At 60.7% G+C, this 14,284-nt stretch carries 12 protein-coding genes; 8 read left to right on the forward strand and 4 right to left on the reverse strand.

Features of this window, described 5'->3' with window-relative positions:
- Window positions 1–6 precede the first annotated feature (6 nt).
- Together ACR0MM_RS13840 and ACR0MM_RS13845 are read right to left on the reverse strand one after the other, a co-directional pair.
- Window positions 7–1,635 (reverse strand): peptide ABC transporter substrate-binding protein, encoded by a 1,629-nt coding sequence (locus tag ACR0MM_RS13840; RefSeq protein WP_480696776.1) that lies wholly within the window; start codon window positions 1,633–1,635, stop codon window positions 7–9.
- A 418-nt stretch (window positions 1,636–2,053) separates the two neighbouring features.
- Complete coding sequence (locus ACR0MM_RS13845) at window positions 2,054–3,289, reverse strand: lytic murein transglycosylase (protein WP_480696778.1); 1,236 nt, start codon at window positions 3,287–3,289, stop codon at window positions 2,054–2,056.
- 139 nt (window positions 3,290–3,428) lie between these two features.
- On the opposite strand from ACR0MM_RS13845, the gene ACR0MM_RS13850 reads away from it, so the two are divergent.
- The 4 genes from ACR0MM_RS13850 to ACR0MM_RS13865 are packed head-to-tail and all read left to right on the forward strand — an operon-like array spanning window position 3,429 to window position 7,426.
- A complete protein-coding gene (locus ACR0MM_RS13850; RefSeq protein WP_480696780.1) occupies window positions 3,429–4,391 on the forward strand; it encodes a cytochrome ubiquinol oxidase subunit II in 963 nt (320 codons plus the stop codon).
- On the forward strand, window positions 4,388–6,478 hold the full coding sequence (locus tag ACR0MM_RS13855) for a cbb3-type cytochrome c oxidase subunit I (protein WP_480696782.1): 2,091 nt from the start codon (window positions 4,388–4,390) through the stop codon (window positions 6,476–6,478). Before ACR0MM_RS13850 ends, ACR0MM_RS13855 begins: the two co-directional genes overlap by 4 nt.
- Window positions 6,475–7,107, forward strand: a complete 633-nt coding sequence (locus ACR0MM_RS13860; protein ID WP_093963125.1) for a cytochrome c oxidase subunit 3 — start codon at window positions 6,475–6,477, stop codon at window positions 7,105–7,107. Before ACR0MM_RS13855 ends, ACR0MM_RS13860 begins: the two co-directional genes overlap by 4 nt.
- Complete coding sequence (locus ACR0MM_RS13865) at window positions 7,100–7,426, forward strand: cytochrome o ubiquinol oxidase subunit IV (protein ID WP_254429009.1); 327 nt, start codon at window positions 7,100–7,102, stop codon at window positions 7,424–7,426. Before ACR0MM_RS13860 ends, ACR0MM_RS13865 begins: the two co-directional genes overlap by 8 nt.
- Window positions 7,427–7,433: 7 nt before the next feature.
- On the opposite strand, the gene ACR0MM_RS13870 is transcribed toward ACR0MM_RS13865, so the two are convergent.
- Together ACR0MM_RS13870 and ACR0MM_RS13875 are read right to left on the reverse strand one after the other, a co-directional pair.
- On the reverse strand, window positions 7,434–7,796 hold the full coding sequence (locus tag ACR0MM_RS13870) for a fluoride efflux transporter FluC (protein ID WP_170341325.1): 363 nt from the start codon (window positions 7,794–7,796) through the stop codon (window positions 7,434–7,436).
- Window positions 7,793–8,164, reverse strand: a complete 372-nt coding sequence (locus tag ACR0MM_RS13875; RefSeq protein WP_254429010.1) for a fluoride efflux transporter FluC — start codon at window positions 8,162–8,164, stop codon at window positions 7,793–7,795. Before ACR0MM_RS13875 ends, ACR0MM_RS13870 begins: the two co-directional genes overlap by 4 nt.
- Before the next feature lie 224 nt (window positions 8,165–8,388).
- Here ACR0MM_RS13875 and ACR0MM_RS13880 point away from each other — a divergent pair, with 224 nt between their 5' ends.
- The 4 genes from ACR0MM_RS13880 to ACR0MM_RS13895 are packed head-to-tail and all read left to right on the forward strand — an operon-like array spanning window position 8,389 to window position 14,267.
- Entirely contained in the window at window positions 8,389–10,134 is a 1,746-nt protein-coding gene (locus ACR0MM_RS13880) for a thiamine pyrophosphate-dependent enzyme (protein WP_480696785.1), read from the forward strand.
- 24 nt (window positions 10,135–10,158) lie between these two features.
- Window positions 10,159–11,739, forward strand: a complete 1,581-nt coding sequence (locus ACR0MM_RS13885) for an FMN-binding glutamate synthase family protein (protein WP_480696787.1) — start codon at window positions 10,159–10,161, stop codon at window positions 11,737–11,739.
- A gap of 54 nt (window positions 11,740–11,793) precedes the next feature.
- Window positions 11,794–12,339, forward strand: a complete 546-nt coding sequence (locus tag ACR0MM_RS13890) for an RNA polymerase sigma factor (protein ID WP_480696789.1) — start codon at window positions 11,794–11,796, stop codon at window positions 12,337–12,339.
- Complete coding sequence (locus ACR0MM_RS13895; RefSeq protein ID WP_480696791.1) at window positions 12,336–14,267, forward strand: vWA domain-containing protein; 1,932 nt, start codon at window positions 12,336–12,338, stop codon at window positions 14,265–14,267. The genes ACR0MM_RS13890 and ACR0MM_RS13895 overlap by 4 nt, the downstream gene beginning before the upstream one ends.
- The last annotated feature ends 17 nt before the right edge of the window (window positions 14,268–14,284 follow it).

The following is a 14,284-nucleotide window of genomic DNA, read 5'->3' on the forward strand; positions in this document are numbered from 1 at the left end:
TGATGATTACTCGGCGATCTTGTAGAGGTTCTTCGAGTACCAGTTCTGCTCGACGTTGTTCACCGGCCAGTTCCCCACGTCGCTGTCCATCATGTAGACACCGGCGTAGTGGTAGATCGGGATCACAGGGGTTTCCTGTGCGATGATCCGCTCAACCTCGGTGTACAGCGGGGCCGGATCGTCCGAGGTTTTGGCCTGAGCCAGCAGCTCGTCGACCTTGGCATTGTTGTACTTGCCGTCATTGTAGCCGGAATCCGACTGCAGCAGGTCCAGGAAGGTCGAGGCTTCGTTGTAGTCGCCGCACCATGCGCCGCGGGCCAGTTCAAAGTTCTGGTTGCCGCGTTCTTCCAGGAAGATCTTCCATTCCATGTTGGCCAGCTCGACCTGCGCGCCCAGCTTCTGCTTCCACATCTGGCTGAGGGCCACGGCGACTTTCTTGTGCGCCTCGGAGGTGTTGTAGACCATCGCGAAACTCAGCGGGTTGTCGGGACCGTATCCGGCCTCGGCCAGCAGTTCCTTGGCCAGCTCGTCGCGCTCGGCTTGCGTCATCGACGCCATTTCCACGACCGGCGGGGTGAACCCTGCGGTGGCTTCGGGCACGAAGGTATAGGCTTCGGGCTGACCGCCGGCCAGGATGTTCTCAGTGATGATCTTACGGTCAACCGCCAGCGACAGGGCCTGACGCACGTTCGGGTCCTTGAAGGCCTCGGGGCCGCCGTCGGACAGGTTGAACGTGTAGTAGTAGTTGCACAGGCGCGGGAAGCTGATCGCCTCGTTCGGGTATTCTTTCTTCAGGCGCGGAAACTGGCCTGCGGGCACCTCGGTGCGGTCCAGCTCACCGGCCAGATAGCGGGTCAGGGCCACGTTTTCATCGTTGATGACCAGCGCCACGACCTTGTCGATGATGGTGTTGTCGTTGTCCCAGTACATCGGGTTGCGCTCGCGCAACGAGCGTTCGTTGGGCAGGTGCTCGGTCAGGACATAGGCGCCGTTCGAGACGATGTTGCCGGGCTTGGTCCATTCATCGCCGAACTGCTCGATGACCTTCTGCGGGGCTGGGAAGGTGGTCGAGTGCGTGGTCATCTGCGGGAAATAGGGCAGCGGCGCGCTCAGTTTCACTTCCAGCGTGTGGTCGTCGATCGCCTTGACGCCCAGGTCGTCGACCGGCTTGTCGCCCGCGATGATCTCGGCGGCGTTCTCGATCGACATCAGTTCCATGAACCAGGCATAGGGCGAGGACAGGGCCGGATCGACGGCGCGTTTCCACGCAAAAACGAAATCATGTGCGGTGACCGGATCGCCGTTCGACCACTTGGCGTTGTCGCGCAGGGTGAAGGTGTAAACGTCCTTAGTTTCGTTGGTGGTATAGCCGGTGGCCACGCCCGGAACCAGGTTGCCGTCTTCGTCCTGGTTCATCAGACCTTCGAACAGGTCGCGGACAATCTCGGCGCCCGACACGTCCTCGACCACCTGCGGGTCGACCGAGCTGTGCTCGTCCAGCACGCGGTAGACGAAGGTCTGGTCATCGGCCAGCGGCTCGCCGGTGACCGGATGGGTGCCCGCGGCCAGCGCGGCTCCGGTGATGAAGGTCGAGCACAGCAGGCCCGCCACCGAGTTTCGAAGGATGGTGTTCATGATCTTCTCCCAATTATTGTGGCGGCGGTCTGCGCATCCATATGGGATGGCGTCCGGCGGCCCTGGTTGCCCGACATCCGCTGGGACCCGGTTCTTTTGAATTTTGGGTTGTGCCAATTCGCAAGGAACACTGCGTCGCAGCTTTCTGGATTGCAGTCGGTGAAGTGGATGCAAGAGCTTCCTCTCGCTGGCCGAGACCGTGCCACTATTTTGGGCAGGGTTAAAGCCTTCCCATGAGTCCGGATCGCCTAAAGGTAGAAAGAAACTTCGTGACGCGTGGTCGCTGAAATTTTGTAACGATGGCGTGTATCGTTGCGATATTTTTGTGCCCAGGCCGCCCGGATTGCAGCCCGAGGCGCGATCTGTTTCGGCAGAATTTCGCCGCTCGCTTTCGCCCGATCAGGCGAATCGCCAGCGGTCAGGGACGCAGCCGCGACTTCATCCCGGCTTCGGGGAAACAGGTGGGGGGCTGGTCGGTTTCTTCCTGCCAGCGGCCGATCGACCGGCGGGTTTTGTATCCCGGGAGCCCGTCGGCACCGCCCACGTCGTGCCCCATCGCGATCAACGCCTGCTGCATGGCGGCGATATCCGATCGATAAAGACCGCCCACCTTGCCCCAGCGCCCTTTGAAATCGCCCACGCCATACTGAATGCGATCGCCCACATGGCCCACGAACAAGGCGTAGAGGTCACTCATGTTGTAGTCTTTGAGAACGTAGAAATTAGGCGTTACGACAAAGGCCGGACCGTTCCGGCCAGCCGGCATCATCAGGTAGCCCTCTCCGCGCAGCTCGTGTTCGGGAAAAGGGCGTCCCGAGACGCGGGTGACGCCCATGGCGACCCAGTCGCGGATCGGGCGACCCTGATCGGGACCCTCAAGCGCGCAGGACACAGATGCCGGTACGGTCACCTCGAACCCCCAATCGCGGCCGCTGACCCAACCGTGCCGCGCGAGGTAGTTTCCGATCGATGCGATCGTGTCGTCAGCCGACCCCCATATGTCGGCCCGGCCGTCTGCATTGCCGTCGGCCGCGTGGTTCAAAAAGCTGGTCGGCATGAATTGGGGCTGGCCCAACGCGCCGGCCCAGCTGCTTTTCATCGCGCGGCCGTTCACGTGACCAGCCTCGACGATCTGCAGCGCGGCGATCAGTTCGCCGGTAAAATAATCCGCGCGGGTGCTCATGAATCCCTTGGTGGCCAGCACCTGGATTGCGTCATGCCGGATCGGAACCTGCCCATAGCCGCTTTCTCGGCCCCAGACCGCAAGGATGATCCGGGCGGGAACGCCGGTCTGTTCCTCGACCCGGCGCAGCGTTTCCTCATGACGCTTGGCCATACGCCGACCGCCGGCGGCGGCACCCTGAACCGAATTTGCGTTGAAATACCGGCCGGGGGACCCGAACTCGGCTTGCCTTTGCTTTTTGGGCGTCCGCGCCGGAGAGCCCGGCGGAACAAGATCGGGCAGTTCCCAATTCAGGCGAACCCCGTCGGTTGCGCTGTAAAACGTGCGGCGCGATACACCCTGCGCCCGAGCCAACGGCCAGACCTGTTGCTGCAACCAGTCCTGAAACTGCCGCTCAACCGCGGCTCGGTCCTGCGCGATCGCTGCGCCGGAAAACGCGATCAGTCCAATCAGAATAAGCAGTAAACGCATGACCCAATGACTGACGCGAGCCACTGGTCAAGTCAACTCGATGGTGAGGTGGTTCCCGGCTGCCGGGGAAAAACCTTGTGAAATCTGCTGACTCTGCCGATAGTTGCACCAACCTGAAGTTTGATGAGGGCGATCCGGCGTGAGCGGAAACAGGACTATACCTGCGGTACTGACAGCGCTGATCGTGGTCGTATTGTGGTTGGGCACGGCGCAATCGGCTCTGGCCAGCGACAGTTTCATGGATCCTCAAGGCCCTATTGCGGCGGTCCAAAAAACACACCTGGTGCGCGCGACCGCGTTGATCCTGATTGCGGTCATTCCGGTTCTGGTTCTGGTTCCCTTGATCGCTCTTCGCTATCGGCGCCGCGCGCAAAGCCCGGCTGCCTATCGGCCCAAATGGGATTTCTCGCCCATGCTGGAAACCGCGATGTGGGGTGTGCCGGTGGTGATCGTGGCGCTGCTGTCCTTTTATCTTTGGAAAGCAACCCACCGGCTGGACCCTTACGCGGCCCCGTTCGGCGATGAACCGGCCCTGCGTGTGCAGGTGGTGGGGCTGGATTGGAAATGGCTGTTCATCTACCCCGACCTGGGCATCGCGACGGTGGGTGAGTTCGGGGTGCCAACAAAACAACAAGTCGCCCTGACACTGACGACGGACACGGTGATGCAGTCATTCATGGTTCCCGCCCTGGCGGGGCAGATCTATGCCATGCCGGGAATGACGACCCAATTGCATCTCGTGGCTGATGCCCCCGGACAAATGCAGGGCGAAAACACCCAGTACAACGGGCGCGGGTTCACCAAGCAGAAATTCCAGACTGTCGCGATGCCGCACCCGGGCTTCGACTCATGGGTCGACCGTGTTCGGCAGAACGGTATCGTTTTGGACCCGGCAACCTACCGGACGCTGGCCATGCGGACGGACCGGGACGAGGTTCAGGCCGCGCTTGGCACTGCGCAGATGCCGGACAATGTGCTGTATTTCCGTCTGGATGATGGCGATCTGTTCCACAGCATTCTGGGTCGGTATCACAACGGGCAACCTCTGCAGCAGGATCAGCAGCCGGGAACCGCTCAATACGGGCAGGAGGACGAGCAATGACATCTGCCGAGTCCGGTTTCTTCGGCCGTCTGACCTGGGATGCCTTCCCCATCGCCGGGCTGATCCAGGATCCCAATACGAATGAAATCGTGGCCAATGCCGCGGCGGGCGTGGTGATCGTCGGTGTGGTTGCGGTTCTGGGGCTGCTCACCTGGTTTCGCCTGTGGGGGCCGCTGTGGCGCGACTGGCTGACCAGCGCGGATCACAAGAAGATCGGCATCATGTATATCGTCTTTGCCATCGTCATGCTGGCGCGCGGCGTTCTGGAAGGCGTCGTGATGCGCGCCCAACAGGCGGCCGGGCCGGGCGAAGGGTTCCTAGAAGCCGAACACTTTGCCGAACTGTTCAGCACCCACGGCACGATCATGATCTTCTTCGTCGCGGTGCCCTTCGTGTTCGGACTGGCGAATTTCCTCGTCCCGCTGATGATCGGCGCGCGCGACGTGGCCTTTCCGGTGATGAATCAGATCAGCCTCGGCCTGACGGTTTCGGCGGGGATGATGCTGATGGTCAGCCTGGTGGTGGGCGAGTTTTCCACCGGCGGCTGGACGGCCTATCCGCCCTATACCGGCGCGGCCTTCAATCCGGGTGTGGGGCCGGATTACTGGATCTGGGCGATCGTGGTGTCGGGCATTGGCACCACCCTGACGGGGATCAACTTTGCCGTCACGATCTACAAGCTGCGCGCGCCGGGGATGAAATTCATGCGGTTGCCGATGTATTGCTGGACGATCATCTGCAGTTCGATCCTGATCGTATTCGCCATGCCGCCCTTGGGGGTGGCGGCGCTGTTGCTGGCCGCCGACCGATATCTTGATTTCCATTTCTTCACCAATGACCTGGGCGGCAACATGATGAACTATGCCAACCTGTTCTGGCTGTTCGGCCACCCCGAGGTCTACCTGCTGGTTCTGCCGGCCTATGGCATTTTTTCCGAAGTCTTCGCGACTTTCTCGGCCAAGCGGCTCTATGGCTACAACTCGCTGGTGATCGCGACCATGTCGATTGCGGTGCTGTCGTTTACCGTCTGGCTGCACCATTTCTTCACCATGGGCCAAAGCGCCCTGATCAATGCGGTGTTCGGCATCGCCACGATGCTGATCGCCATACCCACCGGCGTCAAGGTCTATGACTGGATGGCCACCCTGTATCGCGGCCGCATCCGGTTCTCGGTGCCGATGCTGTACGGGCTGGCCTTTCTGATGTTGTTCGTGATCGGTGGGCTCAGCGGGGTGATCCTGGCCAACCCAACCGTTGACTATCAGGTGCACAATACGCTGTTCCTGGTCGCGCATTTCCACAACGTGTTGCTGCCGGGTGTCCTGTTCGGATTGCTTGCGGGCTACAATTACTGGTTTCCCAAGGCGTTCGGCTTCCGCCTGGATGAGGCCTGGGGGCGGATTTCGGTCGTGCTGTGGACGGTGGGCTTCATGCTGACCTTCCTGCCGCTGTATTTCGTGGGTCTGATGGGTATGCCGCGCCGCTCCTACAGCTGGGAGGACCCGAGCTTTCACCCCTACATGATCACGGCCGTCATCGGTGCGATGGTCATTCTGGCCGCGCTTTTGTCGGTCGTCGTGCAGCTGTGGGTCAGCATCCGCAATCGCGAACAGAGCCGCGTTCCGGTTGGCGACCCCTGGGACGCCCGCACGCTGGAATGGTCGATCCCGGCGCCGCCGCCGCCCTACAATTTCGCGATCATCCCGCATGTCACGGACCGCGACGATTTCGCCACCGCGAAAGAGCGTGGCGAGGCTTACCCGCACCCCGACCGGTACGAGGACATCACCATGCCGCGCAACACCAGCATCGGTTTCGTGCTCTGCGTGCTCAGCGGTGTGTGGATGTTTGCGCTGGTCTGGTGGATCTGGTGGCTGGCGGCGTTGGTGACAGTGATGATGATCCTGTCGTTTATCCTGTGGACCTTTCAGACCGATACCGAAGAAGTGGTTTCTGCTGACGAGGTGCGCAGGCAGCACGAAGCCTGGCTGGACTTGGTCCGCAACGCGACCCCTGTGAATCGGGATCACGAAGGTGCGCCAGAAAACACCGGGCTTGCCCGACCGGATCTGGAGGCGGCGACATGAAGCCTGCACCAACCCACAGTTACCCCGGTCTGAACCTTGGGCGGCGTCATGCCAGCGCGCACAAGGCGACCGAAGTGGTGACCTTCGGTTTCTGGGTCTTTCTGATGAGCGACCTGGTCTATTTCGGGCTGATGTTCGGCGTCTACATCACCATGATCGACGCGCAGGCCGGTGGTCCGGGTCCGCACGAGTTGTTCGATCTCTACAGCATCTTTGCCCAGACGCTGATCTTGTTGACCAGCAGCCTGACTGTTGGTCTTGCCATGCTGGCGCTGAAATACAACCTGCCGCGCGGTCGCATCGTCCTGTGGTTCGGGGTCACGCTGCTGCTAGGGCTGAGTTTCCTGGTGCTCGAGATCCGCGATTTTATGTCGATGGCGGAAAAGGGCGGCATCCCGCAGCGCAGCGGTTTCCTGTCCGCCTTCTACGGGCTGGTGCCTCTGCACGGGCTGCATGTCGCTGCGGGCTGTGTGTGGCTGGTCGTTCTGGGCATTCAACTGCGGGTCATGGGGATGACCGACCTCGTGATTTCGCGCGTGGTGCGGCTGGCACTGTTCTGGCACTTCCTCGACCTGATCTGGATCGGCATCATCACCATCGTGTATTTCGGAGGGCTGACCTATGGATAAACGGTCCGAGATGCACAGGCGCGAGCGGCGCCGGTATGTGATCGGCTATGGCGGCTCGCTGTTGCTGACACTCATCGTGTTTGCGATCGCCTACTGGTTCGGCATCGAGACCAAAGGTGTCTATCTGGCAATTGGGCTGTTGGGTCTGGCGCAGCTGATTGTTCAGCTGGTCTATTTCCTGCATATCGACCGTCGCCGCAGCAGCCGCGAAGATCTGGATTTGGTCCTGTTCTCGACGCTGGTTCTCCTGATCATCATTCTTGGAACGGTCTGGATCCTGGGCAATCTGGCTATGCGGATGCACATGCCGGGCATGTAGCGACCGGCTAGCCCATCACCCACAGTCCCAGCCACAAGGCCAGCCAGCACAGTCCGAGGCTGAGCAGGATGTTTCCACCCGCAAGGACAATCGTCCGCTCACGCTGCAGTTCAAGAGACTGGTAGGCAAAGCTGGAGAATGTCGTGAACCCTCCGCAAAAGCCGAAAACCAGGCGCTTTTCTTCTTCGGCCATCTCCACGGGCCCGCCTAAGTACCCGATCCAAAGCCCCAACAACAGGCTGCCCAATACGTTCACGACCAGCGTCGAGACCGGGAGGTCGTGGGTGATGGCCCGTGCGACCCAGTGACGAAGGACTGCTCCCAGTCCGCCGCCCAGCCCGAACACCGCATGCAGATACAGATCGGTCATTCGGCCGGCCCTCCTGAGCGGCGGCGGCGTCCGATCGCTTCGCCCAGAATGGCCGCGCCCAAACCACAGATGACTTCGGCCGCCAACGGGAAGATGACCGACCAGCCGTCGGTTTCAGCGATCCGTTCCAGTTCGGCGGCAAAGGACGAAAACGTCGACAATCCGCCGCAGAAACCAACGGCCCCGAGGTGCAGAACATGGGCATGCACCCGGCCTCGTATGGCGTAGAGCCATCCCAGAATGAAACAGGCCACGACATTGATGCCGAAGGTCGATGTCAGCAACGGCATCCCCGGAATTTCCAGCGCAAACAGTTCGCGCAGGATCGACCCAGCCGCCCCGCCGACAAAGACGGCGGCGTACATCATGGGCTTCCCCGAAACTGCCGCCTGAGTTTTGGCCAAGGACGCTTCTCCGCCTGTGGGGTTTGGATTTGGATAGCGGCTGTGCCGCCCGGGTTCAACCGCCGCAACCAAGCCACCGCAAATCCGCCCGATGCTAGGGGTGGCCGTACAAAGGCTTGCAATCAAAGGGCAACCTGCCCACGATCTATCGGGACAGGCCCGATGGGGTCGGAACCAGAGGGCAGGTCATGACGTCGAATTCCGTATGCAAGGTATTGCTGGATATTCTCGCGGATGCCGGAGGGCGCCAGATCTTCGGCGTGACGGGCGATGCGCTCAACCCCCTGCTTGAAGCCATGCGCGGGGATAGCCGGTTCGAATGGATCGGGGTCAGGCACGAGGAAAACGCAGCCTACGCAGCCTATGCCCAGGCGCATCTGACCGGCGGGATCGGGATTTGTGCCGGAACCGTCGGTCCCGGAGCGCTTCACCTGATCAATGGACTGTACAACGCCCGGCGTGAGGGTGCAGGGGTCGTGGCGATCACAGGTCAGGTTGCTCATCGGGAGCGCGGGACCGGATACCACCAGGAAGTCAATCTTGAGAAAGTGTTCGAGGATGTCTGCGGCTATCAGGCCGTGATCAATTCGCCGGACCAGATGCCGCGACTGGCTCAGATTGCCGTGCAACGCGCCTTGATCAACCGCGAGGTCGTGCGGATAGAACTGCCCATCGACGTATCCGAACAGCAGGTGCCCAGCTTGCACCAACTGCACCCGATCCTGAAAACGCCATCAACGCTGATCCCGCCCAAATCCGAAATCGACCGTGCGGCCGAGATCATCAACGCGGGCAGGAAAGTCGCCCTTTTCGCCGGCGTGGGATGCAGAGAAGCCAAGGACAAGGTTCTGGCTCTGTCGCAGCGGCTGAACGCGCCGATCACGCATTCCCTCAAGGGCAAGGACATTTTTGACTATGATGATCCCAACGTGGTCGGGATGACCGGGTTGATCGGCAATCCCGGCGGGTATCACGCAGTGCGCGACTGCGATGTGCTGGTGATGCTGGGGACGGACTTCCCATACGAGTGGTTCCTGCCGGAAAAAGCGAAAATCATCCAGATCGATCGCAACGTCGAACATCTGGGACGCCGCGCGCCCATCGCATCGGGATTGCTGGGAGATGTGGGCGCGACGCTGGATCTGCTCTTGCCAAAGCTGGCCGCAAAGGACGACAGGGCGTTTGCCGATCGTCAGGTCAAGCTGTGTACGAAATGGCTGGCGCAGCAAGACCGCGACTCCAGCCTCGAGCGCGACAACGAGCCACTCCACCCGCAGCTATTCGCGCGGCAGGTCTCCGACCAGGCTGCCGATGACGCGATATTTGCAATGGATATCGGCGAATGCACGGTCTGGGTGGCGCGTCAGACCCGGATGAAAGGCGGACGGCGCATGGTGGGGTCGTTCAACCATTCGTCACTGGGGTCCGGGTTGCCTTCGGCGTTGGGAGCCGCCGCGCTGGATCCGCAGCGCGAGGTTTGGGCGTTCTGCGGGGATGGCGGTTTTGGCATGTCCATGCAGGATTTCGTGACTGCCGTGCGCTACGAGTGGCCCATCAAGGTGCTGGTCTTCAACAACCAGACGCTCGGCTTCGTGAAGATGGAGATGGAGGTGGCGGGTTATCCGCTGAACCCCGCTGCTACCGATCTGGTGAACCCGGACTTTGCGGAATACGCGAGGGTTTGCGGTGGAGATGGGGTCCGTGTGGAACATGCGGCTGACATCCCCGAGGCCGTCGCGCGGGCCAAAGCCAGCCGAAAGCCATTCATCATCGACGCCGTGGTAACGCCCGGCGAGTTGGTCATGCCTCCGCATATCGATACCAAGATGGCCTGGGGTTTCGGCATGTCTAAACTGAAAGAAGGCATCCTGCTGGCCAAGGGTGAACACGCGCAGTGGGACAACTGGGTCAAGGAACTCAAGGCCAATCTCTGACCGGTTGGCCCAAGGGAGAGCAAGATGATCGTACGTCGAATCTATTATGTCGTGACCTATGTGGTTCTGCCTTTGACCGTGGTCTGGGGCGTGTACTGGCCTCCGGCATTCTGGCTGCTGATTTTGCTGGTCCCTTACGCGTTGGTCGGGCTGTACGACATGCTGACCACCAAACACAACGTACTGAACAACTATCCGGTTCTGGGCCATTTCCGGTATATGCTGGAGTTCGTCAGCCCGGAAATCCGCCAGTATTTCGTGGAAACCAACGAAAGCGGGCGGCCCTTCAACAGGATCATTCGCGCGCTGGTGTATTCACGAGCAAAGGGACAGGTCGACACTCAGGCCTTCGGCACCCAGTACGATATTACCGAAGTCGGGTATCACCGGGCCAATCACTCGCTTGCGCCCAAGGACGTTCCGGAAAGCGAAGAGCGTGTGATGCTGGGCGGTCCTCAGTGTGAAAAGCCCTATCTCGCATCGCGGCTGAACGTCTCAGCGATGAGCTTCGGAGCACTTAGCGCCAACGCGATCCGGGCCCTGAACGGCGGGGCCAAGGATGGTGGTTTCGCACACAACACGGGCGAGGGCGGGCTGTCGCCGCACCATCTTGCCGAAGGCGGCGATATCATCTGGCAGATTGGCACCGGATACTTCGGTTGTCGGACGGCAGAGGGCGGCTTTGACAAGGACAAGTTCGCCCAGAATGCCCAGAAGGATGTCGTAAAGGCGATTGAGATCAAGCTGTCCCAAGGCGCGAAACCGTCCCATGGCGGTGTTCTGCCGGCGGCCAAGGTCGACGAAGAAATCGCTCTTATTCGTGGCGTACCCGTGCATCAGGATGTGATTTCGCCACCCATTCACTCGGCCTTTGACGGGCCAACGGGCCTGATGCATTTCGTGCAGCACCTGCGCGAAATGTCCGGGGGCAAACCGGTCGGGTTCAAGCTGTGCATCGGCAACCGGTCCGAGTTCATGGGGATCTGCAAGGCCATGCTGGAAACGGGCATTCTGCCCGATTTCATCACCGTAGACGGGGCCGAGGGCGGGACCGGCGCGGCGCCTGTGGAATTTACCAACCGTCTGGGCGTACCGTTGAACGAAGGGCTGATCTTCGTGAACAACTGTCTGCGCGGAGTAGGTCTGCGGGACAAGATCCGGGTGATCTGTTCGGGCAAAGTGGCAACCGGCTATGACATGATCGAGAAATTCGCGCTGGGGGCTGACATGTGCAATGCGGCGCGGGCGATGATGTTCGCCGTGGGCTGCATTCAGGCCCTGCATTGCAATACGAACCGCTGCCCGTCGGGCGTCGCAACACAGGATCCCATTCGCGGGCGCGCGGTCAACGTGCCGCAGAAACGCAAGCGGGTTCACCGCTTTCATGACGCCACCCTGGAAAGCTTTCGCGAAATATTGGGTGCAATGGGGAAAGAGCGCGTATCTGACCTTGGCCCATCCGATATCTACCGCCGAATTGCCAACGAGCGCGAGTGCTCATATGCGGAACTTTACACCTTTATCGAGCCGGGTGCCTTGTTGAAAGACACAGTGCCGCAGGAATTTGCAGCGGATTGGCAGAAGGCGTCGGCGAGCCATTTCTGATTTTTTCTCGAATGTTCCAAGGATCCGTTCCTGTCTTGCGTCTGAATAGTCAGAATGAGCAAACTGACCTCGGATGAAGAATTGGCCCATGCGGCCACCAACGGGAACGCGGAAGCGTTCGCGACGCTGCTTGGGCGGCACTATGACCGCGTGTTCCGGCTGGCCTTTCGGCTGACCGGCAGCGCCGAGGTCGCCGAAGATCTGACGCAGGACATATGTGCAGCCTTGCCCGCAAAAATTGTCGGCTTTCGAGCGAGTTCAAAGTTCACGACCTGGCTGTATCGGGTCGTATGCAACGCGGCACACGATGCGCGGCGTCGAACCGCCAGCCGAAACCGGGCAGCTATCGGCTGGGGCGATGTGGAAAAGATGCGGCGCGCCGAAGCCGTCGAGACGGCCGAGGCCCTGTCATGGCTGCAACGGGCCATGCAGAGCTTGCCCGAAGATCTGCGCCAGACACTGGCGCTGACGCTGGATGATGAAATGACCCATGCGCAGGCCGCCGACGTGCTGGGCGTGTCCGAGGGCACGGTCTCATGGCGCCTGTCCGAAGCCCGAAAGCGCCTGCGCGCGATCAAACAAGAGGAGCTTGCCCAATGAGTGATGAGCTCGATGATCTGAAAACACTGATGGATGCCGCAACGCCTGCACCGGATGAAAAGCGGCGGGCCGTCAATCTGGAGCTGGCTAGAAAAAACTTTGCTGATCTCCAAGGATCCCGACCCGGTACGCGTCCCAATGTCAAGCGAGGCCTGTTGGCCCGCGTGACAGAAGGAACCAAAGCCATGTTGAATGCAATTTCGACCCGCGGCGCGCTGGCCGCTACAACGGCCATCGCTGCCGTGGCACTGATCATGATCGTGCCGCAGACACGGGACGGTGTGCTGTCCCCCAGGTTCGGTACCGAGACCCGGGTGATCGGCCAGCCGCAGGCGGTTCGGCCAACCGGACAATCAGACGCTGAAACGGTCGAGATGGTTCTTGAGGAACCCGTTGTCGAAGCGCCGATGGTTGTGGAAGAAGCGCTGGAACCTCTGGCAAAACGCAGCCTTCTCTCGCAAGGAAGCCTCGTAGACAGCACAGTGGCCCCTTCGGTCTCGAGCGACGCTTTTCACCCGCCAGTGCGACCCGAGCAGTCGTCCGAAGAATTTGCAAACGCCGAAACCAACTCACTCAAGGTCACCGCGGAAGAACCGGTTTCGACGTTTTCGATTGATGTCGACACCGCATCTTACGCCATCGTCAGGTCCTCGCTTCTGGCTGGTCACTTGCCCCCGCGTGACGCGGTGCGGATTGAAGAAATGGTAAACTATTTTCCCTATTCCTACCCGGCGCCGGACGGCGCGGTGCCGTTTCAGCCAAACATCACGGTCATGCACAGCCCGTGGAATACCGGTACTCGACTGGTCCATATCGGCATTCAGGGAATGCTTCCGGTGATCGAGGAGCGTCCGGCGCTCAATCTTGTCTTTCTCATCGACACCTCGGGCTCGATGCAGGACGCCAACAAGTTGCCCTTGTTGAAACAGTCCCTGCGCTTGATGTTGCCCGAGTTGCGACCCGAGGATCAGGTGTCGATCGTGACCTATGCCGGCAGTGCGGGCCAGGTTCTGGAGCCGACATCCGCGGCCGATCAGGCCAAGATCCTGCGGGCGCTCGAACAATTGGACGCGGGCGGATCCACAGCGGGACAAGCCGGGCTTCAGCAAGCCTATCAGGTTGCTGCAGACATGGCCGCCGAGGGCGAGGTGACGCGAGTCATTCTGGCCACGGACGGGGATTTCAACGTTGGCCTGTCCGATCCCGAAGCTCTCAAGGAGTTTATCTCTGACAAGCGCGACAGCGGAACATATCTGAGCGTTCTGGGTTTCGGGCGCGGTAACCTTGATGACGCGACGATGCAGGCCCTGGCCCAGAACGGAAACGGACAGGCGGCTTACATCGACACGCTGGGTGAGGCCCGCAAAGTGCTGGTTGACCAACTGACCGGTGCGCTGTTTCCGATTGCCAACGACGTCAAGATTCAGGTCGAATTCAACCCTGCCCAAATCGCCGAATACCGCCTGATCGGATACGAAACCCGCGCTTTGCGGCGCGAGGACTTTTCGAATGACACTGTTGATGCGGGCGACATAGGCGCAGGCCACAGCGTGACCGCGATCTACGAAGTCACGCCGGTCGGCTCCAACGCAATTCGCAATGCACCGCTACGGTATGGAAACACCGCCCCCGCTTCGGACAGTGATGAAATCGGCTATTTCAAGCTGCGGTACAAAACACCTGGCGACACGCGCAGCCAGTTGATCGAGCAACCGATCTTGGACGGGCAGGGCCGCCAGACGGATGACGTGAGGTTTTCCGTCGCGATTGCAGGTTTCGGCCAGCTGTTGCGCGGCGGCACTTACCTGTCCGACTGGAGCTATGATGATGCAATTGCGATGGGCAACACGGCCCGTGGGGCCGATCCTTTCGGGTACCGGACCGAAGCCGTGACCCTGATGCGTCTGGCGCAATCCCTGTCAAAATAAAGGGTGGGCAATCCGCG

This window comes from Ruegeria sp. BC6 (assembly GCF_056539185.1).

Bases quoted from the DNA above. Each gene is read 5' to 3' on its own strand.
- ACR0MM_RS13840 (WP_480696776.1), bottom strand. From the start codon at position 1,635: ATGAACACCATCCTTCGAAACTCGGTGGCGGGCCTGCTGTGCTCGACC.
- ACR0MM_RS13845 (WP_480696778.1), bottom strand. From the start codon at position 3,289: ATGCGTTTACTGCTTATTCTGATTGGACTGATCGCGTTTTCCGGCGCA.
- ACR0MM_RS13855 (WP_480696782.1), top strand. From the start codon at position 4,388: ATGACATCTGCCGAGTCCGGTTTCTTCGGCCGTCTGACCTGGGATGCC.
- ACR0MM_RS13860 (WP_093963125.1), top strand. From the start codon at position 6,475: ATGAAGCCTGCACCAACCCACAGTTACCCCGGTCTGAACCTTGGGCGG.
- ACR0MM_RS13865 (WP_254429009.1), top strand. From the start codon at position 7,100: ATGGATAAACGGTCCGAGATGCACAGGCGCGAGCGGCGCCGGTATGTG.
- ACR0MM_RS13870 (WP_170341325.1), bottom strand. From the start codon at position 7,796: ATGACCGATCTGTATCTGCATGCGGTGTTCGGGCTGGGCGGCGGACTG.
- ACR0MM_RS13875 (WP_254429010.1), bottom strand. From the start codon at position 8,164: ATGATGTACGCCGCCGTCTTTGTCGGCGGGGCGGCTGGGTCGATCCTG.
- ACR0MM_RS13880 (WP_480696785.1), top strand. From the start codon at position 8,389: ATGACGTCGAATTCCGTATGCAAGGTATTGCTGGATATTCTCGCGGAT.
- ACR0MM_RS13885 (WP_480696787.1), top strand. From the start codon at position 10,159: ATGATCGTACGTCGAATCTATTATGTCGTGACCTATGTGGTTCTGCCT.
- ACR0MM_RS13890 (WP_480696789.1), top strand. From the start codon at position 11,794: ATGAGCAAACTGACCTCGGATGAAGAATTGGCCCATGCGGCCACCAAC.
- ACR0MM_RS13895 (WP_480696791.1), top strand. From the start codon at position 12,336: ATGAGTGATGAGCTCGATGATCTGAAAACACTGATGGATGCCGCAACG.